This is a genomic window from Corynebacterium sp. HMSC064E08 (assembly GCF_001811805.1).
GTDB classification, from domain to species: domain Bacteria; phylum Actinomycetota; class Actinomycetes; order Mycobacteriales; family Mycobacteriaceae; genus Corynebacterium; species Corynebacterium jeikeium_D.
This window is the reverse complement of sequence record NZ_KV806703.1, coordinates 182,037-202,389: the sequence shown is the minus strand read 5'-3', so window position 1 is coordinate 202,389 and position 20,353 is coordinate 182,037. Positions and strand designations below refer to the sequence as shown.

Below are 20,353 nucleotides of genomic sequence, written 5' to 3'. Positions count from 1 at the left end.
ATAAACTCATACAGTTTCACATTTGCAGCCCGTAGTTTTTGGCTTCTCACCAGTCACCATCTTGAGAGTCAGACACACTTTTTGTCCATTACCCACGCCGACGCCCAGCGCACCACTAACCAAAAGCAAAAAACGCCAGCTCCAACCGGAACTGGCGTTTAGAATTGCGACCCTGACGGGACTTGAACCCGCGACCTCCGCCGTGACAGGGCGGCGCGCTAACCAACTGCGCCACAGGGCCATCATGATTTTTAGTGGTACTCCCAACGGGATTCGAACCCGTGTTGCCGCCGTGAAAGGGCGGAGTCCTAGGCCTCTAGACGATGGGAGCCCGACTTAACGCTGCAAAGAGTTGCCCACTCAGTGGCACACTCCGCGTACACCTGCAGTGTATGAACATTGCATTTGCGCGCGCTCTTGGCAACGTAAAGAACTATAGAGGATAAGTACCCTTTTCCCAAAATCCACGGTTGAACTGGAGTTTCTTACTATTTCCGCGGACGCTACTAGTACTCAGATAAGCTCGCAACTATGGCAATTCCGGATTTCATTGTTCAGCTCCGTGAAAAAGTGGGCCACGCTCCGCTCTGGCTCCCCGGTGTCACGGCTATCGTCATTCGCGATGTTCCGCCGAATGCACCGATGTACGCCTTGCCCGAGGTCTTGCTGGTTCGTCGCTCCGATAATGGTGAATGGACCCCAGTCACCGGAATTATCGACCCGGACGAGCAGCCTCACGACGCCGCCGTGCGAGAGGTAAAGGAAGAAACGGGACTCGATGTCACAGTTGAGGCCCTGCTTGGAACTGGCGCCGTTGGCCCTATCGAACACCTCAACGGCGATGTTTCCTCATATCTGGATATCTCCATGCGCTGCAGCGTTGTTGGCGACGACGTCCCCTATGTCGCTGATAATGAATCCACTGATGTCGGATGGTTCCAGATCTCACAGATGCCACCGATGATGCCACGCTTCCGCCTGATAGTCGCCGATGCAGTGGCGCAGCTTAAGCACCCGGCGGGCTTTAAACCGCGCATGGGTTACCACAAGCGGGAGAAGTAGGTGCCACAGAGGGAAAAATACAGGCAAGATACGACAAAACCCCAGGCCGTTGATGACCTGGGGTTTTTCGTGCTTGTGGGCCCTGCGGGGCTCGAACCCGCGACCTGCGGATTAAAAGTCCGTAGCTCTACCAGCTGAGCTAAAGGCCCGCGCAACAAAATAGCCTAGCAATTACGCGCTTGTTTTTAATAATTGCCCTCCGGAGTTTTGCCCTGCCCGCGTCGATAAGTTCACACCCCGGAACTTTTTACCCCTCCTGTCCGACTGAATTAATAAGCAGGAATACTGCGGGCACTTGATGCAGGCTTCGACAAATCCGACGAAGTACACGCATCGTTTATGTCTACTTTTTCAGTCGAGGAAACATGGATGTCGTCGATATATCTCGTTGGCAATTTGGCATAACCACCGTCTACCACTTCATTTTTGTCCCACTGACAATTGGTCTAGCTCCGCTCGTCGCGCTCATGCAGACACTGTGGGCCACGACGAAAAATGACCTTTGGTACCGAGCGACGCGGCTTTTCGGCACCATCTTCATTATTAACTTCGCCATGGGCGTAGCCACGGGTATCGTCCAGGAATTCCAGTTCGGTATGAACTGGTCGGAGTACTCCCGCATGATCGGTGATGTCTTCGGCGGCCCGCTGGCTCTTGAAGGCCTCATCGCATTCTTCCTGGAATCCACTTTCCTGGGACTGTGGATTTTCGGCTGGGGGCGTATTCCCACCTGGATGCACACGCTCTCGATTTGGATTGTCGCTATTGCGGTGAATATCTCGGCGTATTTCATCATCGTCGCCAATTCGTTCATGCAGCATCCTGTAGGCGCGGTCTACAACCCGGAAACCGGCCGCGCAGAGCTTACAGACTTTGGCGCACTGTTGACCAACTCCACTGCCTTGGCAGCTTTCCCGCATGCCGTGGCCAGCTCTTTCCTTACCGCCGGCACGCTCGTTGTCGGCGTCAGTGGCTGGTGGCTGGTTCAGAGCCGCCGCGGTGGCCAGAGCAATACTGTTCACGAATGGACGTTTCACAAGTCCATGAAGGTCGGGCTCTGGACAACTGTGCTCAGCTCGCTGGCGGTGTTTATCACCGGCGATATCCAGGCCAAGCTTATGTTCGAGCAGCAGCCGATGAAGATGGCATCGGCCGAGTCCCTGTGCCACACGCAGACAGATCCAATGTTCTCGATTCTGACCGTCGGTACGCACAACAATTGCGACTCGGTGCTGCATCTCATCGAGGTGCCATGGGTGCTGCCTTTCCTGGCCGAGGGCAAGTTCAGTGGCGTCACGCTCCAGGGCGTGCAGGACCTGCAAGAAAAAGCTGAGGCGGTCTTCGGCCCAGGCAATTACTCTCCGAATCTGTTCGTCACATACTGGTCTTTCCGCGCCATGATTGGGCTCATGGTCGGTTCTCTGGCTATCGCGTTTTTCGCTTGGCTATTTACTCGCAAGGGGCGCGTGCCGACGGGCAAGCGAGCCCGCATTTTCGCCGCTTGCAGTATCCTCGCGATTCCGTTCCCGTTCTTGGCCAGCAGCGCTGGCTGGATCTTTACGGAGATGGGCCGTCAGCCCTGGATTGTGCACCCGAACCCGGATCACGCGGGCGACCCGCGCACCGAGCTGATTCGCATGACCGTCGATATGGGTGTGTCCGACCACGCACCGGCCACGGTGATTATCACCCTGGTGGGCTTTACCCTGCTCTACCTGATTTTGGCAGTGGTGTGGTTCTGGTTGATTCGCCGCGCAGTTATTGCCGGACCTCCGACCGAATCCGCTGAGGCTATCAACGCCATCGGCAATGACCCCGAGCACGCTGGCCCGTCGTCACCAATCGCTACCAATCTGGGCGCGATCATCTCGTCTCCGGTTCGATTCAACAAGGTCCATGCCCAGTCCGCTGCCAGCCCCGACTCCGAAGTCTCCGCGACTGAGGACACAAAGTAGATAAGGATGTATCTCTGACATGTTCGGATTAGATCTTCCCGTTTTGTGGTTTATCCTGATCGCGTTCCTCTTCGCTGGCTACTTCCTGCTCGAGGGCTTTGACTTCGGCGTCGGAATGCTGCTGCCGTTCGTTGGCCGCGATGAACCGCGTCGTAAAGCGATGCTCGGAACTATCGGGCCGGTATGGGACGGCAACGAAGTGTGGCTAATTACCGCTGGCGGCGCGCTCTTCGCGGCATTTCCGGAATGGTATGCGTCCATGTTTTCCGGCTTCTACCTGCCGCTCTTCCTGATTCTGGTGGCGTTGATTGTCCGTATTGTCGGGCTGGAATGGCGCTTCAAAGTCAACGATGAGCGCTGGCGCGCCTGGTGCGACCGCGCAATCATCTTCGGCTCCTGGTTGCCGCCGATTCTGTGGGGCGTAGCGGTCGCGAACCTGGTGCGTGGTGTCCCGCTGAATGCCGACAAGAACTTGGACTCCGGCTTTAGTACCCTGCTCGGGTTGCTGAACCCGTACGCCCTGGTCGGCGGGATTGCGTTTGCGGCTGTGTTCGCTCTTCACGCAGTTACGTTCCTGCGGCTGAAGACCGCCGGCAAGCTACGCGACGAGGTCGGCAACGCCGCTCGAATTCCGGCACTGTCGGCGCTGATATTTGGCGGCGTGTTCCTCATCTGGACACAGCTGGGCTACGGAAAGACCTGGCTGTGGGCTGTTGTCGTCATCGCCGTCGCGGGGTTGGTCATTGCCATCTCCGCAACCGTAGGCAACCGCGATGGCATCGCTTTTTCCGCAACCGCGGTCACCGTAGTCGCCGTCACCACCGTTGTCTTCGGCGCCATGTACCCGTATCTGATGCCGACGACGCTTGCCGACGGCGTTTCCCTCGATATCTGGAATTCCGCCTCTAACCCTTACACGCTGAAAATCATGACCTGGACCGCGCTGGTGATTACCCCACTGGTGATTGCCTACCAGGCGTGGACATACTGGGTATTCCGCAAGCGGTTGATGGCTGAACGTAGGGTCTCGCAGTAGACCGTCCGTTGGAGGTTAGTTTCTAAAAAGTGGCACCTGTCGATCCGAAACTATTCAAGCTGTCGGCCCCAGCCTGGCGTTGGGTCATTTTCGCGGGCGCACTGACCGCCGCGAGCACAGGTGCCACAATCGCGTTGGGGCTGGCAATCGGCACTATTACGGCGCAGGTTCTGGGTGAGGCAACTCCTAATTGGACATTATTCGCGCTGATAGCCACGGCCGCTGTATTCGTTCGGGTGGCCTGCTCCTACGCGCTCGTGCGTTTCGGCCAATCTGCGGGTGCACGCGTGGCCACAGACCTGCGCAGCCGGGCACTGCGAGCCCTGGCTCTGCGCGATCCTCGCACTGTCGACACCGCGCACTGGCGCGCATTGCTTTCGGTCGGGCTCGATGGTGTGGCCGTCTACGTGGCGGAATTCCTCCCCGCACTGGTGGCCGCAGCGCTGGCTACCCCGATGGCACTGGCCGCGGTCGCTTGGTTGGACCTCCCATCTTTTGCCATCGCGGTTGTCACGCTGCCTCTTATTCCGCTGTTCATGTGGCTGGTAGGTCGCCTCACTGAGGGCCGCACAGAACGTCGTCTGGCCGACATCGGCACCGTGCGTGGCCAAATCCTCGACCTGGTCATCGGCCTGCCAACTCTCAAAGCGCACAACATGGCCGATGCCCCCAGCGAGGAAATCAAGCGCCTGTCGGCCCGCCACCGGAAATCCACCATGGAGGTCCTGCGCATCGCTTTCCTCTCCGCGGCGGTCCTGGAATTCCTCGCCACCCTGTCAATTGCCCTCATCGCCGTCGGCATCGGTTTCCGACTTCTGGGAGGCCACATGACACTGGCGACCGGCCTGGCAGTGCTCATCATCGCCCCAGAAATCTATGGCCCGGTGCGCCAGGTTGGCCAGAAATTCCACGCCGCCCAGGACGGTGTGGTCGCTGCCACCGAAGTCACAGAACTGTTAGACAAGGACGCTGGCCAGACTCCGAACTCCACAGGCACCGCCTCTGAAACGATGGAGGAGGTGGACGAAGGAACGTCGTCAAGCAGTGTCCCCAACGCCCCTACGGTCGTGTTCGAACGCCTTTCCGCGCCGGGGCGAGACGGCGTGCGGCCAAGTGAATTAAGCGCCATCGCGCGGCCGGGCACAGTGACGGTGCTGGCGGGGCCGAACGGCGTGGGCAAGACGACAGCGCTGCTTGCGGTCGCCGGCATCGTGCACGAGGGGTTGAAAGGCTCCGTAACTATTCGCGACGGCCAGCGCATTCTCCGTGCCCAGGATCTGCTGCGGCGCATCGCGTGGCTGCCCCAGCGCCCAGTGTTGGACGCAGCGACGGTGGGAGACAATTCGCGGCGCTCGCTCGGGCAACGTCAGCGGGAGGCGCTTCGGCGCGAGCTTGCCGACGACACCCGCGACCTCGTCCTCCTCGATGAACCGACAGCTCACCTGGATACCGACAGTGCGCAGTCCATGATTAGGCTCCTGCGCGCACGTGCCCGGCGCGGAGCCACGGTGATTGCCACCAGCCATGATCCGCTGTTGATTGCGGCCGCCGATGGTGTGGTGGAGGTGCAGTCGCGATGACTACTCTGCAAGCGCTTCGTCGCCTGGTGAAACCCCGCGACCTGGTGTGGCCGGTGTTGGCGGGCACCATCACGCTGCTGTCCGCGTTGAGCCTGACAGTGGTGTCGGCGTGGCTGATTACGCGTTCCTGGCAGATGCCGCCACTGATGGACATCACCTTGGCGGTCACGTCTGTGCGCGCGCTGGGTATTTCGCGAGCTGCGTTTCGATACCTCGACCGGTTGGTCTCCCACGATGTGGCGTTGCGAACCGCCGAGCGCTCGCGCGTGAAGCTATGGGAGCATTTCGTGGCCGACCGTACGCTGGCGCTGCGTGAGCGTTCCGATATTGTCACAGCGCTCGGGGCGAATATTGACGCACTTGCCGATGCCGTCGTGCGTTCAATAGTGCCCGCGTTGGTGGCGCTTATGACCTCCCTCATCGCCGTCATCTTTGTGGCTCTACTCTCGCCTGCCGCTGCGGTTCTCCTGGCGGTGGGACTGCTTCTGGCCGGCGGTGTTGCTCCTTACCTGACGTATCGCGCCACTGCGCGCTCAAGTCAGCGTCGCGCGGCCGCGATGCAGTCGCATGCTGCTGCCGTCGAAGCGCTGCTTTCCGACGCCGCCGGCCTGCGTATCCACGGCCAGTTGGATGAGGCAGTCTCTGCCGCGTCATCCTCCAGCAAAACGGTTGCGGCCATCGATGACGCCACAGGTCGAGCAAATGCCCGCGCCTCCGCACTGAGCACCGCGGCCAGCGTGTTGACCGCTGTCCTGACCGTGGTCGTAGCGTCATGGTTGGTGACGGATTCGGCCGGGGGCGCTGGCGGCGGTTTGCTGCACTCTCCCGAGTGGCTGACGGTTCTGGTTCTGGTGCCGCTGGCGGCTTTTGAGTCGGTTGGTCCGCTGCCAGCTGCTGCGCAAACACTGGCGCAATCGAGGGAAGCCTTGCTGACGCTCGCGTCAAGTGCGAGTGAATCAGGGGAAGCGGATGCCATGCGCTCAGCCCCAGTCCCCACAGCGCCAATCCACACGTCCCCGCTCGCTCAGAACCACCTGACAGTTCGGCCAACTCTGCAGGTTCAAGACTTAATCGTGGGCTACCCCGACGACAACAGTTCGAATACTGCGGAAGAGCCCGCTGCCCAGCCAGCTCAACTGCCGATGCAAAACTTCGAGGTCACCTTTGGCGACTACCGGGAGATCACGGCGCCGTCGGGAAGCGGAAAGACCACGCTGCTGAAGACAATCGCCGGACTAATCCCGCCGGTTGCGGGCACGGTGACTATCACTGACGGAGACGGACGTGAGCTGTGGCGCAGTGCGGCAAGTGCCGGAGAGCCCCACGTAAACACGGAGCAGTGCGACTTGGTGCGTTTTATCGCCGAGGATGAGCACATTTTCGCCACGACGGTGCGGGACAACATCTCTATTGGTAACCCGCAGGTCAGCGACGATGACATCTACTCCGTACTGGACGCCGTGGGCCTGCGCAATTGGGTCGATGCCGCACCCGACGGCCTGGACACGATTCTGGACAGCGGCGCGGACAGTCTCTCGGGTGGTCAGCGGCGCAGGCTCATTCTCACCCGGGCACTTGTCAGCACAGCGCCAATCCTGCTTCTCGACGAACCCACCGAACACCTCGACGAAGAGTCGAACCACATCCTGGAAATTCTTCGGAATACCACCGACCTGCCCGGTGGGAGGGGTCGCCGGACGGTGATCGTCGTCAGGCATCCGCGGACGCAGCGCTAACCGGGGCGATTCAACCGGCCGCCCAAAACAGATTCGAAAACGGCAGTTCAGCGTGACACAATACTGTACGTGTTAGATACCTCCACGAGTCCACTCAGCGCCGCCAAGCCCGCCGATGCCACGTCCGCGCACATGCACATCGGCCCCTTTGAGCTCGCTTCCCCCGTGGTACTCGCTCCGATGGCCGGTGTCACCAACGTGGCATTCCGAACGCTGTGCCGCGAGCAGGAGCTGCAGCGTACAGGCACGGTCTCGGGCCTCTATGTCTGCGAGATGGTCACCGCGCGAGCACTGGTCGAGCACAACGAGAAGACCATGCACATGACCACCTTCGCGCCTGACGAAAACCCGCGCAGCCTGCAGCTCTACACCACTGACCCGAAGTGGACCTACGAGGCCGCAAAGATGATTGTCGACGAAAACCTCGCCGACCACATCGATATGAACTTCGGCTGCCCGGTACCGAAGGTCACTCGCAAGGGCGGCGGCTCGGCACTGCCGTATAAGCGCCGTCTCTTCGGCAACATCGTCGCCGCAGCGGTAAAAGCCACTGAGGGCACGGACATCCCGGTGACCGTGAAATTCCGCGTCGGTATCGACGACGAGCACCACACGCATCTCGATGCCGGCCGCATCGCCGCTGAGATGGGCGCCCAGGCTGTGGCTCTGCATGCCCGCACCGCAGCGCAGCGCTACTCCGGCCACGCTGACTGGTCGCAGATCGCGCGGCTGAAGGAGCACATGGTCGACTCCGGCTACAGCGATATCCCGGTGCTTGGCAACGGCGACATCTTTGCCTCCACCGATGCCCGCAAAATGCTCGACGAGACCGGCTGCGACGGTGTCGTCGTCGGTCGCGGCTGCCTTGGCCGCCCGTGGCTGTTCGCGCAGTTGTCCGCCGAGCTGCGTGGCGAAGAAGTGCCGCCGGCACCAACATTTGGTGAGGTCGCGGGGATTATCCGTCGTCACGCGGAACTGCTCGTGGAGCACGAGGGCGAGCGTAAAGGCTGCCGCGACCTGCGCAAGCACATTGCCTGGTACCTGCGGGGATACCCTGCCGGTAGTGAGGTGCGGAAGTCTCTTGCGCGCGTCGATTCGCTGGCAACGCTCGACGAGATTCTCGCACCGCTTTACGACGGCCCCAGCGCCCACGCCCGCCCGGAGGACGCCGACGGCGCCCGCGGCCGACAGGGGTCCCCTGCAAAGGTGGTCTTGCCGGAGGGCTGGCTGGACGACCCGGAGGACGACACCGTGCCTGAAGGCGCGGAGATTATGCACTCCGGTGGCTAAGCTTCGGTTCTGAGCGAGTGTTTACATAACTTTACGAGGGGTAATTGGGGGCTCCCCACTAACGCGCGACGTTGTTGAGGATTGCCTACTATGGAACGCATGCGCACTGTCTACCGAGAACAAATGGACAACTTGGCTCACAGCCTGATTGTGATGTGTGACCGAGTTGGCTCCATGCACAAGCTTGCGAACAAGGCCCTCTTCGAGGCTGATTTGGTCTCGGCTGAAACAGTTCTTTCCCAGATTGATTCTCTCGAGGACCTGCGCCAGGATGCGGAGCAGCGAGCCTTCGAGCTGTTGGCCCGCGAAGCTCCTGTGGCTGGTGATCTCCGACAGATTGTCAGTGGCCTCTACATTGTCGAGGACATCTCCCGCATGGGCGCGTTGAGTGTGCATATTGCCAACGTTGCCCGGCGTCGCCACCCGAACAAGGCACTGCCGGAGCCCGTGGAGGGGTTCTTCCGCGAGATGGCCTCCGTATCTGAGCAGATGACGCACGAAACCCGTCAGGTGCTCATCGACTACGACGTTGACCAGGCATTGGCCTTGGATAAGACCGATGACAGCATCGATGACATTCACCAGCACCTGTTTACGCTGACCAACGACGATAATTGGCCGCACTCCCCTGCGCAGACAGTGGATGTCACCCTGCTGAGCCGCTTCTACGAGCGCTACGCGGATCACGCCGTCGAGGTTGCCGCCCGAATTATTTACCTGGCCACCGGTTACAAGCGCGATGTCTACCTGGACAAGCTCGAGGATGAGCGCGACCAGCGCAGCTTTAACCAACGCCTGCAGGCCTTGGAGCGTCACCTGCGGATGTAGGTTCGTGAAGCTGCAGGCTGTTGGGAGGCTGGGTGTTGGGCTGCTCGGCGGGCTGGGTGTTGGGCTGAGCTGTAGAGATGTTGGGGGCTGTTGAGCTGCGTCGATGGGCCAACTGGCACGGGGTTTTAAACCGAAGTGGAGCTGTTTTTAAGCCACACCAGGCTAAACACTGCCCCAGCCACAACACCGCCTCAAACCGAGAAACTGACTAGGTTTATGACACTTTACCGCCTGTAAACGCTATTCACCTGTCATAAACCTAGTCAGTAACTGTTTGTGCGATTACTTTTCGCGTTAGATGTCTGGAGAATGCCGATTCCTATATCGTGTCCATCCCCGCGGCCCAAGAGACAGCCGCTACTCAAGAGACAGCAACAAAAGACTTCTTTGACATTAAATCTGGGGTGACTGCCAGAACTCCCTGATCTGCCCCATCAATGGGCACAACGATTACCACGTTACCTGCGATTTCGCCGTTCTCATACACCGTCTCGAGGGTGTCAAACTCGTCAGGCGCCACCGCCCAAAGCTCCGTTTCGTCCGTGGTTTGGCCACCTGCAGTTACATAATTAATACCAAGCCAGGAACTCTGCCCCTGAGGGTCATTCCCCTTGTACTTTGCAGTAACATGCACAAGTCCGTATACAAACCCCTCTGGAGCAGGGTCATTGAACTGATTTTCCGCCAGAACCTCATCGTTAGCGTTTAGATTTACGCTATCGATAGTAATGGCCCACTGCTCACTTTCGATGGTCGTTCCAATCGGCAACGGATTCTCCCGACTACTGCCCGCAGCACCAGAATCGGAAGAATCAGATTTGCTTCCATCCGGGCTAGAGGCAGTCGTATCCCGATTGAACGCATCATCCACGGCATTGCCTACCGAAGAAACAAATACAATTGGCGCAATGAGCAATCCCAACACAGAAAGAATCAGAGCGATAAGAGCTGGTTTTTTGGTAGTTGCGCGCTGAAACAGTCCGACGACCGATAAAATAAATGCAACCGGTAGCGCCACCCAACCAATAATCAAAGCCCCCGGGATACAACCGAGTAAACCAATAATCGCAACTACAAGTGCAATGTAACCGACAATTGGCTTCGGCGCTTTCTCTTCGGCGATTACTGGCCAAGATTGCTCACCCACAGGGGAAAACTGAGGATTGAACTGCGCGTTTTGCTGGTTATCCATAATTGAATAACTCCTATGTAAATATATTTACCCAGATCCCTCTACAGTTTTCCGGGGGACGCTCGATTGCGTCTTCGGAAGATTACCCCGCCCGATAACAAACAGACAATTCCGCCCCAAAACAAACATTATTTTCACCCCCGGCCCCACACCGAAACAAACAGCAATCTCATAAACTGCAACAACAATAAGAGCCCCGTACCTCGCGTGAACACGCGTGAAGTACGGGGCTCTTTTTGGCTTATTACGGCATACGCAAAGCGTTTAACCGAAGCGACCGGAGATGTAGTCCTCGGTTTCCTTCTTGTCTGGATTCTCGAAGATCTTCTTGGTCGGGCCAACCTCAACCAGGCGACCCGGCTTACCGGTTGCCTCGAGGGAGAAGAATGCGGTCTGATCGGACACACGAGCTGCCTGCTGCATGTTGTGGGTCACGATGACGATGGTGAATTCTTCCTTCAGCTCATGAATCAGGTCCTCGATTGCCAGAGTGGAAATCGGGTCCAGTGCGGAACACGGCTCGTCCATCAGCAGAACTTCCGGCTCAACTGCAATTGCGCGTGCGATGCATAGACGCTGCTGCTGACCACCAGAGAGGCCGCCACCCGGCTTGTCCAGGCGGTCCTTGACCTCATCCCAGAGGTTGGCGCCGCGCAGGGACTTCTCGGCAACCTCCTGGAGATGAGCCTTGTTCTTAACACCGGCCAACTTCAGGCCAGCCACGACGTTGTCCTCGATGGACATGGTCGGGAACGGGTTCGGACGCTGGAACACCATACCGATGGTGTTACGAACGGAGACCGGATCGATCTTCGGGCCATAGATGTTTTCGCCGTCGAGAAGCACCTCGCCAGTGACGTAGGCACCCGGGATGACCTCGTGCATACGGTTCAGCGAACGGAGCACGGTGGACTTACCACAGCCGGACGGGCCAATGAATGCGGTAACGGAACGCGGCGGGACGTGCAGGTCGACGTTCTGCACAGCGTGGAAATCGCCGTAGTAGATGTTGACATCGTTAAGGTCTAGGCGCTTAGCCATGGTCTTTCAAAAACCTTCCTTGAAATAGCGGACGTTAGGCGCCCAGCATTAACTGCTCTTGACGGAGAACTTGGCGGATACGAAGCGCGCCAGGATATTGATGAGGGCAATGATGAGAACCAGCGTGAGCGCTGCGCCCCACATCTTGTCGAATGCCGCACCGGTATTACCGGCCTTGTACATGTCCAGCATGAACAGCGGCAGCGAGGACTGCGACTGGCCGAACGGGTTATAGGTGATGATTCGCGAGGTTGCAACCAGGATCAGCATCGGTGCGGACTCACCCATGACGCGTGCGACGGCCAGCATGACGCCGGTGACGATGCCCGACAGTGCGGTCGGGAGCACAATCTTCAAAATGGTCTTCCACTTCGGAACACCCAGAGCGTAAGAGGCTTCACGCAACTCGTGCGGAACGATGCGCAGCATTTCCTCGGTGTTGCGCACAACGATCGGCAGCATCAGCAGAACCAGCGCCAGCGAGACAGCGAAACCGGAACGGCTCATGCCGAACATGACCACCCACATCGAGTAGATGAACAGCGACGCGACGATCGACGGCACACCGGAGAGGATGTCGACCATGAAGGTGGTGACCTTGCCCAGACGGGAGTTACCTGCATACTCGACCAAGTAGATGGCAACGAAGATACCGAACGGCACGGTCATGAGAGTCGTGACCAGAGCCTGAACCAAGGTACCGACGATTGCGTGAGCAACACCACCGGCAGACGCACCAACAGTGACACCACGCTGGGAAGCAGTCCACCACTCACCACTCAGCAGTGACGGGGTGCCTCGGACGACAAGCTCGAAGAGAACCCACACCAGCGGGATCAGGGCAAGAGCCATGCAGCAGTAAATGAGGACCGTGGAGACGTTGTCTGCCACCTTGCGGGAACCCTTAATCTGGGTGAATGCCGACTCCGTGGTGGGGACCATGTCTGCAGGGCCGTGAGGCGAAGAATCAGTAGTTGAACTAGTCATTGTTACTTCTCGTTTCTTTTCCTACGACCTTGCTACTTCTTCGCAATCATTCGGGCTGCGGAGTTGACCACGAAGGTCAGCAAGAACAGCACCAAACCTGCGGACATGTATGCGCCGGCCTTGAGGTTGTCATTGAACTCTGGTGCCGCATTAGCAATTGCGGTTGCGAAGGTGGTACCACCATCGAAAAGCGAGCCACGGAATGCCGAGGACGGGGAGATCACGAGGTAGAGAGCCATCGTCTCACCGAGAGCACGTCCCAGACCCAGCATCGAGCCGGAGATAAAGCCAGAACGACCGAATGGCAGAATAGCCAGCTTGACCATCTCCCAACGGGTCGCACCGAGAGCCAGCGATGCCTCAATGTGACCACGCGGGGTCTGAACAAAGACCTCACGGGTGGTAGCCGCGATAACCGGCAGAATCATAATTGCCAGCACAATGCCACCGGTGAAGAGGTTTCGACCGGTCTCGAATGCCGGCGAGTTTGGGTACAGGGCAAACATCGGGATAAAGCCCAGTGTCTTAGCCAACCACCCGTACAGACCAGCCAAGGCCGGACCGAGAGCCATAAAGCCCCACAGACCGTAAACAATCGACGGCACTGCGGCCAGCAAATCCACGAGGTAACCCAGCGGCTTGACCATCTTCTTTGGAGCATAGGCAGTCAGGAAGATAGCAATACCCAGCGCAACCGGCATAGCCAGAATCAGCGCCAGGATGGAAACCGCGACGGTCACCAGAAACATGTTCGGAATACCGAAGTACATGGCGGAGGTATCCGCCAGGTTCCATCGTTCGGTGTAGGTGAAGAAGTTCGCTTCGTTACGGGACATTGCCGGAACTGCGCGCAGGAGCAGGAACACTGCAATTGCGATGATGGCAGCAGTCACCAATGCGGAAGATCCTACCGCCAGAATCTTGAAGATTCGGTCACCAGGACGAACAACGCCGGACTGAATGGCTTGCTCTTCCGAGCTCTCGTCGCCGGAGGAATCCACCTGCGGTGCTGAGGACTGCAACAGACTGCTGTCTACAGCCTCCTGCTTCCCTTCAATGGGAGTCGAGGAACTCATGATCTCATTTCCTAAGTAGAAGTGATTTGTGCTTCAACGCACATGAAGACCGATTGGCCTCAGTACCCCTCTACGAGCGGTACCCAATCAACTGAGGTGTCGATATATAAAGCCAACCGGTCTACGTCAGGTTTTCGGCCTACAGCTCAGATCTGCGTGGCCGGCTGAAGTGATCCTCGCGCCAACCGGGGTAACAACAGAGCCAACTCTGCTTTCACCCGCGTTGCGCGCAAAGAATTACTTGATAGCGTCAACCGCTGCGGACAGCTTGTCCTTGAACTCACCCTGAACCGGGATGTAACCCAGCTCTTCGAGCTCTGGGCCCTGGCCCTCTTCCAGAACAACCTTCAGGAAGTTCTTAACCAGGTCACGAGTCTGCTCGTCGTAACCAGCGGAGCAGACGATTTCGTAAGTGGTCAGAACCAGCGGGTAAGCGCCTTCCTCGTCCATTGCGAACAGAGCGTCGGTGTCAACAACCATGTTGTGACCCTCAGTCTTGAACGTGACGGAATCCAGAGCCTTACCGACGGTGTCGTTGTTCAGCTCAACCGGACCATGACCGAAGTCCATCTTGGCGATGCCCAGGTCCTTGTCCTCAGCGAAGCCAGCCTCGACGTAGGTGATAGCACCGTCGATGTTGGCGACCTCGTTGACAACACCAGCCGAGCCGTTAGCACCCTGGCCAGTAGCAGTCGGGAAGGACTTGGAAGCCTCGTGCTGCCACTGCTCCGGAGCAGCTGCGCTCAGGAACTTCATGAAGTTATCAGTAGTACCGGACTCCTCAGAGCGGTAGACAACCTTGATGTCCTTCTCCGGAAGATCGACACCCTCGTTGACCTCAGCGATCTTCGGGTCGTTCCACTTGGTGATCTTGCCGTCGAAGATTTCAGCAACCAGAGCCGGGGTCAGAGCGACGTCAACACCCTCGAGGTTGTAGGCAACGGCAACCGGACCGATAACCATCGGCAGGTGCCATGCTTCATTGCCGTCGCAGCGCTTCTTAGCCTCTGCGACCTGGTCCTTGCCGTCCTTCTCCTTCAGCGGGGAGTCAGAGCCAGCGAAAGCAACGGTGCCGGCAATGAACTGAGTCTGACCGGAACCAGAGCCAGATGCGTTGTACGACAGGGTCGAGCCGGTCTCTTCAAACTTGGTGGCAAACAAATCCATGGCGCGCTGCTGCGAGGTAGCGCCCTCGCCCTGCAGCTCACCGGTGACGTCAGCCAGACCCTCAACGTTAGAAGCGCCTTCGCCGCCCTCTTCAGAGCAAGCAGCCAGGGTAAGGCTTGCAACAGCGGCCAAACCAATGACAGATGCCGCACGGTTCTTCTTCAGCACAGTAAATCCTCCGGGGTTTTACACAATGAGTGAAACAGTTCACGTGGAACCGCCACACTCCGGTCCACTGCGCTGAACCTATCTACCGATAGTAACCGGAACCTGTTCAGAACATTAACAATTGGTGAACGGCGCAAGTAATTCTTTATTTATCCTCATTATCCCTGTAAGAGGCCCTAAAATGCGCCCCTGAAACACTGAGGATTGGACAGCATCTCCTCAAAAACACAAGAATCATTGCCCCCGCGCCAGAGGAAAACCACCTAAAACTGAGATAAAGCTAAGCTCCCCCTCCCCAATAACTCGCCTTCAATCCCCCCCCCCAATCGAACCGTCACATCTACGCGCCGTACATCACATCACGGCGGGCCACCTCAAAACCGACCGCACGGTACGTGCGCACTGCCGGCGCATTGTCGCCTTCGACATAGAGAATTACCTTTTCCGCTCCCCGGTTTCGGAGATAGGAAAGCCCAACGTTGGTCAGCCATCGTCCGAGACCACGTCCGCGTGCCTTCGAGCTCAGTCCAATCACATACACCTCGCCAGTTGGCACAGACTCCTCGGCATGCCACTTCGTCCAGTGGAAACCGCAAATCTCCTCCGCACTGTCGCGCGCCCCGGCCACATCCGCAGCAAAGAACACGCCCTCCGGGTCGAACCACTGCACGTTCCGAGCGCGATCGAGTTGTGGCTGCGACCAACCGCCCTGCTCCGGATGCCAGTCAAACGCCTCATTATTCACAGCCAACCACACCCGATCCACGGCCGCCTCACCCCACTTCGCGCGTGCCGCAGTCAGGGTTAGCGCTTCAACATCATCGCGCTTATCGACGGCCCCCGCAGCCTTCTCCAACGCTGAGCTCGAAATGGACATCTGCAACAGCTCGCGGATGACCTTGCGTCCCGTCAACTCTGCCAAACGACTGGCACCGGCGACATCACCGTGAGCCCAGACAGGCAGGCGCTCGCCGACCTCAGCATCGATGTGCGCAAGCAGCTTCGCCCCCACTCCTTGCTTACGAAACTCCGGGTCAACAACCATCTCCACAGCATCCGGCGCAACGGCGGCCAGGCCCAAGTAACGGTCGTTCTCAATAATCGCAAAGTGTCGATGCCCGAAAGATTCGTCGTCAAGCCCTCGGACGAAAGCCTCGCCGAACGCCTCCACGCCGTCGGCGGAGTGGGCGTGCTGCAGTAGCGTATCGGCGGCGGTGGTGTCTACGTCAAGCAGTTCGGTTACGTTCATACGCCCCACCCTATACACAGCAGCGAATTCAACACTTCCCCGATGTCGTCTGAGCCAAAAGCGATGGGGTACTAATAGAGTGTGTCCATTTCCCGACGACAGAAGAAGATCGGTGGCTCTATCCTCGCCGTTGCCGCGCTGGTGATTGCCACCGACATGGGCTTCGCCAGCCATGCGGAGTACAAGCTCTCCGAGCATATTCAGGAGACTGCTCAGCTGGAGATGACCCCATACGTCGCCATTGGTGGCAAGGCCTACTTGTCTTCCTTTGTTACGGGTAAGTGGAGCTCCGTAACCTCGCGCATCCGCGATGTCGAGGTGCCCGACTTCGGCTTGGTATCTCTGGAGTACGGAGCTTCCAACGTAAAGATCCCGGCATCGGCAGTGCTCAGCGGTAATTTCCCAGAATCGCCGACGAAGCAGTACTTCACTAAGCTCTCGCTCGACGGTGTCTCTCTGGGAAACAAGCTGGGACTGACGGACTTGAGTATCCAGAGCCTGAAGGACTCCTCCCCCACCGGCGGCTGGGAGACCGAGGCTATCTTAGAGGCCACGCCAGCCGGATGGCAGGGAAAAACCCAGGTTACGGCGAAGTTGCGCATTGTCAGCCGCGACGTGGTCATTACGCCGATGGAGATTATTTCTGCGCCCTCGTCCCCAACGGATTCTAAAAGCCACGTCAAACCTGAGCTGTCTGAGGCTGATACGCAGCACATTATGGACACCTTCGCTCTGACACTGCGGGATTCAGATATACCGATGGGCATGCCGGCGACTCGCGTGTACGTGTCGGGCGGTTCTATCACCATCGAAGGCGAACAGATTCTGTGCACCGTGTCGCCAACAAACTTCATGCCGCCGACATCCCAGCAGGATGCCGAGGCGTCAGCTCAATCCACGGAGAAGCTGCCGGAGAAGAACTGTCGGGTGCGTCGCTAAGGCCGTCGTCAAGCATCGCCGTTAAGCGTCGGTGCAGCGTTAGCACCATGCGACAACAGCCCATACATGGCCACAAGAGCTTCAGCGGTAGAGTGTGAAGCATGACCGAGAAGAATGGCAGCAACCAGACAGACGCCGCTGCACAGGAGCCTGCAGCTGCGGAAGCCCCTCGCCTCGACGGCAACGAGGCCATCAACCGCGCGGCCGAACAGGCCAAGAGCACCGCTACGCGCAACATCACTGAGCTTGAGGGGCTCCCGATCCCCGACGAGACCGCTAACCTGCGCTTCGGCCCGAATATTCACGACGGCCTGCTGGCACTACTGCCGCTGGTCGGCGTGTGGCGCGGTGAGGGGCAGGCGAACACTGTCGTCGACGGCGAGTACAACTTCGGCCAGCAGCTCATTTTCAGCCACGATGGCGAGAACTACCTGAAGTATGAGTCGCGCATCTGGAAGCTGGACGAAGAAGGCAAGCCGACCGGCCCTGACCAGCGCGAAACAGGATTTTGGCGCATTAACAACGAGGACGAGATTGAGTTCATCTGCGTCCACTCCACCGGCGTCACTGAGATCTACTACGGCAAGCCGGTTTCCGAGCGTGCATGGGAACTGCAGGCAGCCTCCACAATGGTCACTGCTACCGGTCCTGCATCCCTTGGCCCGGGCAAGCGCCTCTACGGTCTGATGCCGAACAATGATCTCGGGTGGGTAGACGAGCGCCTGCGGGATGAGGAATTCGCTCCCCGCATGTCCGCGCAGCTCAAGCGCTACGCGGGCTAGGTTCTCCCCGCTTTACGACGGGCGTTGTGGGGCCCTACTGCGTCGCCCAACTGCATCAAGCCCTACTATTTGGGGCCCTACTGCGTCGCCAGCGCCTTGTCACACAGGTCGCGGAATTCCTTTTCCGCGATTGCATCCGGCTGCCGGATGGGCTCACCATCGATGGACTTAACCACGACCGCGATACGCACCGAAGACACCAGCCATACCGCATCGGCGGTGAATAGGTCCCCGGGCACCAGGACCGTCGGGGTGACTTTCCAGCCGCAGTTGGCGGCTGTTTCAAACAGCGCTGCCTGAGTTGTGCCCGGCAGCACTCCTTCACCGGGGTTGGGAGTCAGCAGTTCATTGCCGCGCTGAACGATGATGGTCGATGTTGGGCCTTCCAAGAGCTTGCCCTCTGCGGACATGAAGATGACATCGTCAAAACCCTTGGACTTGGCATAGCGCAAAGCGGCCATATTAGCTGCGTATGACAACGTTTTCGCGCCGATGAGCGCCCACGGTGCACGGGAGCCAAGGTCGAGCGAGAAACCGCGCTCTGCAAGCATGACCGATACCGGCTTCAGACGGTTTTCCGCCACCTTTTCCGCGGAGCTAGCCAAAACGTAGCCAGTCGGCTCTCCGGTGGACTCACGACCACGCGAGTACACCCACCGCAACGTCGCATCCCCCTCAATTGACCTATCGCGCAACTCCTGTAGTGCGACCTCGGTAGCCGCCCGCCACTGCTGCAGATCTGGGGTTGGCAAATCCAGCATTAGCGCTGACGATGCGAATCGCTTCTCGTGCCGGTCAGTATTACAGGTATGACCACCCCTGACCAGGAGTGTTTCAAAAACTCCGTCGCCGCGAATAGCTCCGAGATCATCCGCGTAGAGGAACGGCTGTCCTGCCTCGACAGCAACCGGGCCGCCGTCTGCGAAGACGTCGATAAGCACTAGAGAAGAAAGCGAATCCGTCATACACACAAGCTTAATCCATGCTTAATTTGAGGATTTCTGGTTAACATGAGGGAGTGAGTGTTGAGTATGTAAGTCCTTTGATGTCTCACGTGGCTGGCGCCGCTGCCCTCGAACTGGGCGGACAGATGGAAGGTTTGGAGAAGGCCTCAGAGAACGCCCCAGACGGAAACTCAGCGAAAAACGTTGAGCAAACCACAGGGCAAGCTAGCGTGGCATGGCACTACGGCCGTCCGCTGGTAGAGCAACGTCACCTGCAGGAGGACTGCGGCGTAGTAGATCGCTCGTACTACCGCGTTATTGAGGTCACTGGCGAGGATCGCCTGACCTACCTCAACACACTTTTTTCGCAGAAGGTCGACGAAGCCGCTCCCGGCACTGTCACTGAAGCACTGAACCTGGATGCAAACGGTCACGTTCTCCATCACATGACGCTGACTGTTTTGGACGATTCCGTGCTTATCGACGTGCCCCCTTCCGGCTTCGACTCCCTGTTGAAGTACCTGAACATGATGGTGTTCTGGTCCAAGGTGGAAATTGCTGAGGTAGAAAGGGCGATTATTTCCGTCATGGGGCCGAATGCCCCTGAGGTCCTGGTAGCCGCTGGTCTCGCATTCCCGCAGGTGGGTAAAGCTACGACTGTGGGACATTCCTACGTCCGGCACCTGCCGTGGCCACGCGGCGGGCGTGTGGATGTGCTCGTACGCCGACAGGATTTAGTCGGTGCTTGGGACGCGCTGGTGGCCGCTGGCGCCTCCCCAGTCGGCCTGATGGGCTGGGAGGCCGAACGCGTAGTCTCCTTGCGGCCCGAGCTGGGAATCGACGTAGACGAGAAGATGATTCCGCATGAGGCTCCCCGCTGGATTGCTTCTGAATTCGACACGGCTGCCGTGCACTTGGACAAGGGCTGCTATCGCGGCCAAGAGACGGTATCACGTGTCCACAATGTTGGTCGCTCCCCACGAGTTTTGGTGATGCTGCAGCTCGACGGCTCGGCCACCCTGCCGGAAACCGGCAATCCAGTGATGATGGGCAAGCGCGCCGTGGGCCGCGTGGGCACCGTCGTGCAACATGCCGATTACGGCCCGATTGCTTTGGCTCTGCTTAAACGCTCAGCTCAGGAGCGCGAGGGCCTTGTGGTGGGTGACTGCGCCGTGGCCGTCGACACTTCCTCCATCGACCGCGTTGAGCAGCTGCCGCCGGGCCGTGTGGCCATCAACCGCCTGCGTGGGAAATAGGTAACAGGAAATAGGTAAAGCCACCAGACAGAGTGGTGAAAAAATAACTTTTTCCATTCTTTTTC

17 protein-coding genes and 3 tRNA genes are annotated in these 20,353 nt (G+C 58.6%); 10 read left to right on the top strand and 10 right to left on the bottom strand.

Features of this window, described 5'->3' with window-relative positions:
• Positions 1 to 167: 167 nt before the first annotated feature.
• Positions 168 to 241 (bottom strand) — tRNA-Asp (locus HMPREF2820_RS10525).
• 14 nt (positions 242 to 255) lie between these two features.
• Positions 256 to 331, bottom strand: a tRNA-Glu gene (locus tag HMPREF2820_RS10520).
• 200 nt (positions 332 to 531) lie between these two features.
• Here HMPREF2820_RS10520 and HMPREF2820_RS10515 point away from each other — a divergent pair.
• Positions 532 to 1,062, top strand: coding sequence for an NUDIX hydrolase (locus HMPREF2820_RS10515; protein WP_070603974.1), 531 nt, complete (start codon positions 532 to 534; stop codon positions 1,060 to 1,062).
• A gap of 76 nt (positions 1,063 to 1,138) precedes the next feature.
• On the opposite strand, the gene HMPREF2820_RS10510 is transcribed toward HMPREF2820_RS10515, so the two are convergent.
• Positions 1,139 to 1,211, bottom strand: a tRNA-Lys gene (locus HMPREF2820_RS10510).
• 216 nt (positions 1,212 to 1,427) lie between these two features.
• On the opposite strand from HMPREF2820_RS10510, the gene HMPREF2820_RS10505 reads away from it, so the two are divergent.
• From HMPREF2820_RS10505 to phoU, 6 genes are all read left to right on the top strand, one after another.
• Positions 1,428 to 3,017 carry a cytochrome ubiquinol oxidase subunit I gene (locus HMPREF2820_RS10505; RefSeq protein WP_070603973.1) on the top strand — a complete coding sequence of 530 codons (1,590 nt, stop codon included), beginning with the start codon at positions 1,428 to 1,430 and terminating at the stop codon, positions 3,015 to 3,017.
• A gap of 19 nt (positions 3,018 to 3,036) precedes the next feature.
• On the top strand, positions 3,037 to 4,053 hold the full coding sequence (cydB, locus tag HMPREF2820_RS10500; RefSeq protein ID WP_070603972.1) for a cytochrome d ubiquinol oxidase subunit II: 1,017 nt from the start codon (positions 3,037 to 3,039) through the stop codon (positions 4,051 to 4,053).
• Between the two features lie 29 nt (positions 4,054 to 4,082).
• A complete protein-coding gene (locus tag HMPREF2820_RS10495) occupies positions 4,083 to 5,633 on the top strand; it encodes an ABC transporter ATP-binding protein/permease (RefSeq protein WP_083308476.1) in 1,551 nt (516 codons plus the stop codon).
• Positions 5,630 to 7,369, top strand: coding sequence for a thiol reductant ABC exporter subunit CydC (cydC, locus tag HMPREF2820_RS10490; RefSeq protein ID WP_070603971.1), 1,740 nt, complete (start codon positions 5,630 to 5,632; stop codon positions 7,367 to 7,369). Before HMPREF2820_RS10495 ends, cydC begins: the two co-directional genes overlap by 4 nt.
• Positions 7,370 to 7,501: 132 nt before the next feature.
• Positions 7,502 to 8,659: a tRNA dihydrouridine synthase DusB gene (gene dusB / locus HMPREF2820_RS10485; RefSeq protein ID WP_042388893.1), complete on the top strand. Its 1,158-nt coding sequence runs from the start codon at positions 7,502 to 7,504 to the stop codon at positions 8,657 to 8,659.
• Positions 8,660 to 8,749: 90 nt separating this feature from the next.
• Complete coding sequence (gene phoU, locus HMPREF2820_RS10480; protein WP_080969597.1) at positions 8,750 to 9,487, top strand: phosphate signaling complex protein PhoU; 738 nt, start codon at positions 8,750 to 8,752, stop codon at positions 9,485 to 9,487.
• Positions 9,488 to 9,848: 361 nt separating this feature from the next.
• Here the strand turns inward: phoU and HMPREF2820_RS10475 are convergent, their stop codons facing one another.
• The 6 genes from HMPREF2820_RS10475 to mshD form a co-directional block, all read right to left on the bottom strand.
• Complete coding sequence (locus HMPREF2820_RS10475) at positions 9,849 to 10,679, bottom strand: hypothetical protein (RefSeq protein ID WP_049193810.1); 831 nt, start codon at positions 10,677 to 10,679, stop codon at positions 9,849 to 9,851.
• 264 nt (positions 10,680 to 10,943) lie between these two features.
• On the bottom strand, positions 10,944 to 11,720 hold the full coding sequence (gene pstB, locus HMPREF2820_RS10470) for a phosphate ABC transporter ATP-binding protein PstB (RefSeq protein WP_016421380.1): 777 nt from the start codon (positions 11,718 to 11,720) through the stop codon (positions 10,944 to 10,946).
• Positions 11,721 to 11,768: 48 nt separating this feature from the next.
• Positions 11,769 to 12,662: a phosphate ABC transporter permease PstA gene (gene pstA, locus HMPREF2820_RS10465; RefSeq protein WP_049173081.1), complete on the bottom strand. Its 894-nt coding sequence runs from the start codon at positions 12,660 to 12,662 to the stop codon at positions 11,769 to 11,771.
• A 77-nt stretch (positions 12,663 to 12,739) separates the two neighbouring features.
• Complete coding sequence (gene pstC / locus HMPREF2820_RS10460; protein WP_016421382.1) at positions 12,740 to 13,783, bottom strand: phosphate ABC transporter permease subunit PstC; 1,044 nt, start codon at positions 13,781 to 13,783, stop codon at positions 12,740 to 12,742.
• 237 nt (positions 13,784 to 14,020) lie between these two features.
• The gene (gene pstS / locus HMPREF2820_RS10455) at positions 14,021 to 15,118 is read right to left on the bottom strand and encodes a phosphate ABC transporter substrate-binding protein PstS (RefSeq protein ID WP_016421383.1); all 1,098 of its coding nucleotides are present in this window, start codon (positions 15,116 to 15,118) and stop codon (positions 14,021 to 14,023) included.
• Positions 15,119 to 15,458: 340 nt separating this feature from the next.
• The gene (gene mshD, locus HMPREF2820_RS10450; RefSeq protein ID WP_070603970.1) at positions 15,459 to 16,367 is read right to left on the bottom strand and encodes a mycothiol synthase; all 909 of its coding nucleotides are present in this window, start codon (positions 16,365 to 16,367) and stop codon (positions 15,459 to 15,461) included.
• An 81-nt stretch (positions 16,368 to 16,448) separates the two neighbouring features.
• On the opposite strand from mshD, the gene HMPREF2820_RS10445 reads away from it, so the two are divergent.
• Both HMPREF2820_RS10445 and HMPREF2820_RS10440 read left to right on the top strand, forming a co-directional pair.
• Positions 16,449 to 17,306, top strand: a complete 858-nt coding sequence (locus HMPREF2820_RS10445; RefSeq protein WP_048732119.1) for an LmeA family phospholipid-binding protein — start codon at positions 16,449 to 16,451, stop codon at positions 17,304 to 17,306.
• Between the two features lie 101 nt (positions 17,307 to 17,407).
• A complete protein-coding gene (locus HMPREF2820_RS10440; RefSeq protein ID WP_016421386.1) occupies positions 17,408 to 18,088 on the top strand; it encodes a heme-binding beta-barrel domain-containing protein in 681 nt (226 codons plus the stop codon).
• A 77-nt stretch (positions 18,089 to 18,165) separates the two neighbouring features.
• Here the strand turns inward: HMPREF2820_RS10440 and HMPREF2820_RS10435 are convergent, their stop codons facing one another.
• On the bottom strand, positions 18,166 to 19,053 hold the full coding sequence (locus tag HMPREF2820_RS10435; protein WP_070603969.1) for an aminodeoxychorismate lyase: 888 nt from the start codon (positions 19,051 to 19,053) through the stop codon (positions 18,166 to 18,168).
• A gap of 80 nt (positions 19,054 to 19,133) precedes the next feature.
• On the opposite strand from HMPREF2820_RS10435, the gene HMPREF2820_RS10430 reads away from it, so the two are divergent.
• Positions 19,134 to 20,288 carry a CAF17-like 4Fe-4S cluster assembly/insertion protein YgfZ gene (locus HMPREF2820_RS10430; protein ID WP_048732113.1) on the top strand — a complete coding sequence of 385 codons (1,155 nt, stop codon included), beginning with the start codon at positions 19,134 to 19,136 and terminating at the stop codon, positions 20,286 to 20,288.
• Positions 20,289 to 20,353 lie beyond the last annotated feature (65 nt).

Bases quoted from the DNA above. Each gene is read 5' to 3' on its own strand.
- HMPREF2820_RS10505 (WP_070603973.1), top strand. From the start codon at position 1,428: ATGGATGTCGTCGATATATCTCGTTGGCAATTTGGCATAACCACCGTC.
- HMPREF2820_RS10515 (WP_070603974.1), top strand. From the start codon at position 532: ATGGCAATTCCGGATTTCATTGTTCAGCTCCGTGAAAAAGTGGGCCAC.
- phoU (WP_080969597.1), top strand. From the start codon at position 8,750: ATGGAACGCATGCGCACTGTCTACCGAGAACAAATGGACAACTTGGCT.
- HMPREF2820_RS10440 (WP_016421386.1), top strand. From the start codon at position 17,408: ATGACCGAGAAGAATGGCAGCAACCAGACAGACGCCGCTGCACAGGAG.
- mshD (WP_070603970.1), bottom strand. From the start codon at position 16,367: ATGAACGTAACCGAACTGCTTGACGTAGACACCACCGCCGCCGATACG.
- HMPREF2820_RS10430 (WP_048732113.1), top strand. From the start codon at position 19,134: ATGTCTCACGTGGCTGGCGCCGCTGCCCTCGAACTGGGCGGACAGATG.
- cydC (WP_070603971.1), top strand. From the start codon at position 5,630: ATGACTACTCTGCAAGCGCTTCGTCGCCTGGTGAAACCCCGCGACCTG.
- dusB (WP_042388893.1), top strand. From the start codon at position 7,502: ATGCACATCGGCCCCTTTGAGCTCGCTTCCCCCGTGGTACTCGCTCCG.
- pstB (WP_016421380.1), bottom strand. From the start codon at position 11,720: ATGGCTAAGCGCCTAGACCTTAACGATGTCAACATCTACTACGGCGAT.
- HMPREF2820_RS10435 (WP_070603969.1), bottom strand. From the start codon at position 19,053: ATGACGGATTCGCTTTCTTCTCTAGTGCTTATCGACGTCTTCGCAGAC.
- pstC (WP_016421382.1), bottom strand. From the start codon at position 13,783: ATGAGTTCCTCGACTCCCATTGAAGGGAAGCAGGAGGCTGTAGACAGC.
- cydB (WP_070603972.1), top strand. From the start codon at position 3,037: ATGTTCGGATTAGATCTTCCCGTTTTGTGGTTTATCCTGATCGCGTTC.
- HMPREF2820_RS10475 (WP_049193810.1), bottom strand. From the start codon at position 10,679: ATGGATAACCAGCAAAACGCGCAGTTCAATCCTCAGTTTTCCCCTGTG.
- pstA (WP_049173081.1), bottom strand. From the start codon at position 12,662: ATGGTCCCCACCACGGAGTCGGCATTCACCCAGATTAAGGGTTCCCGC.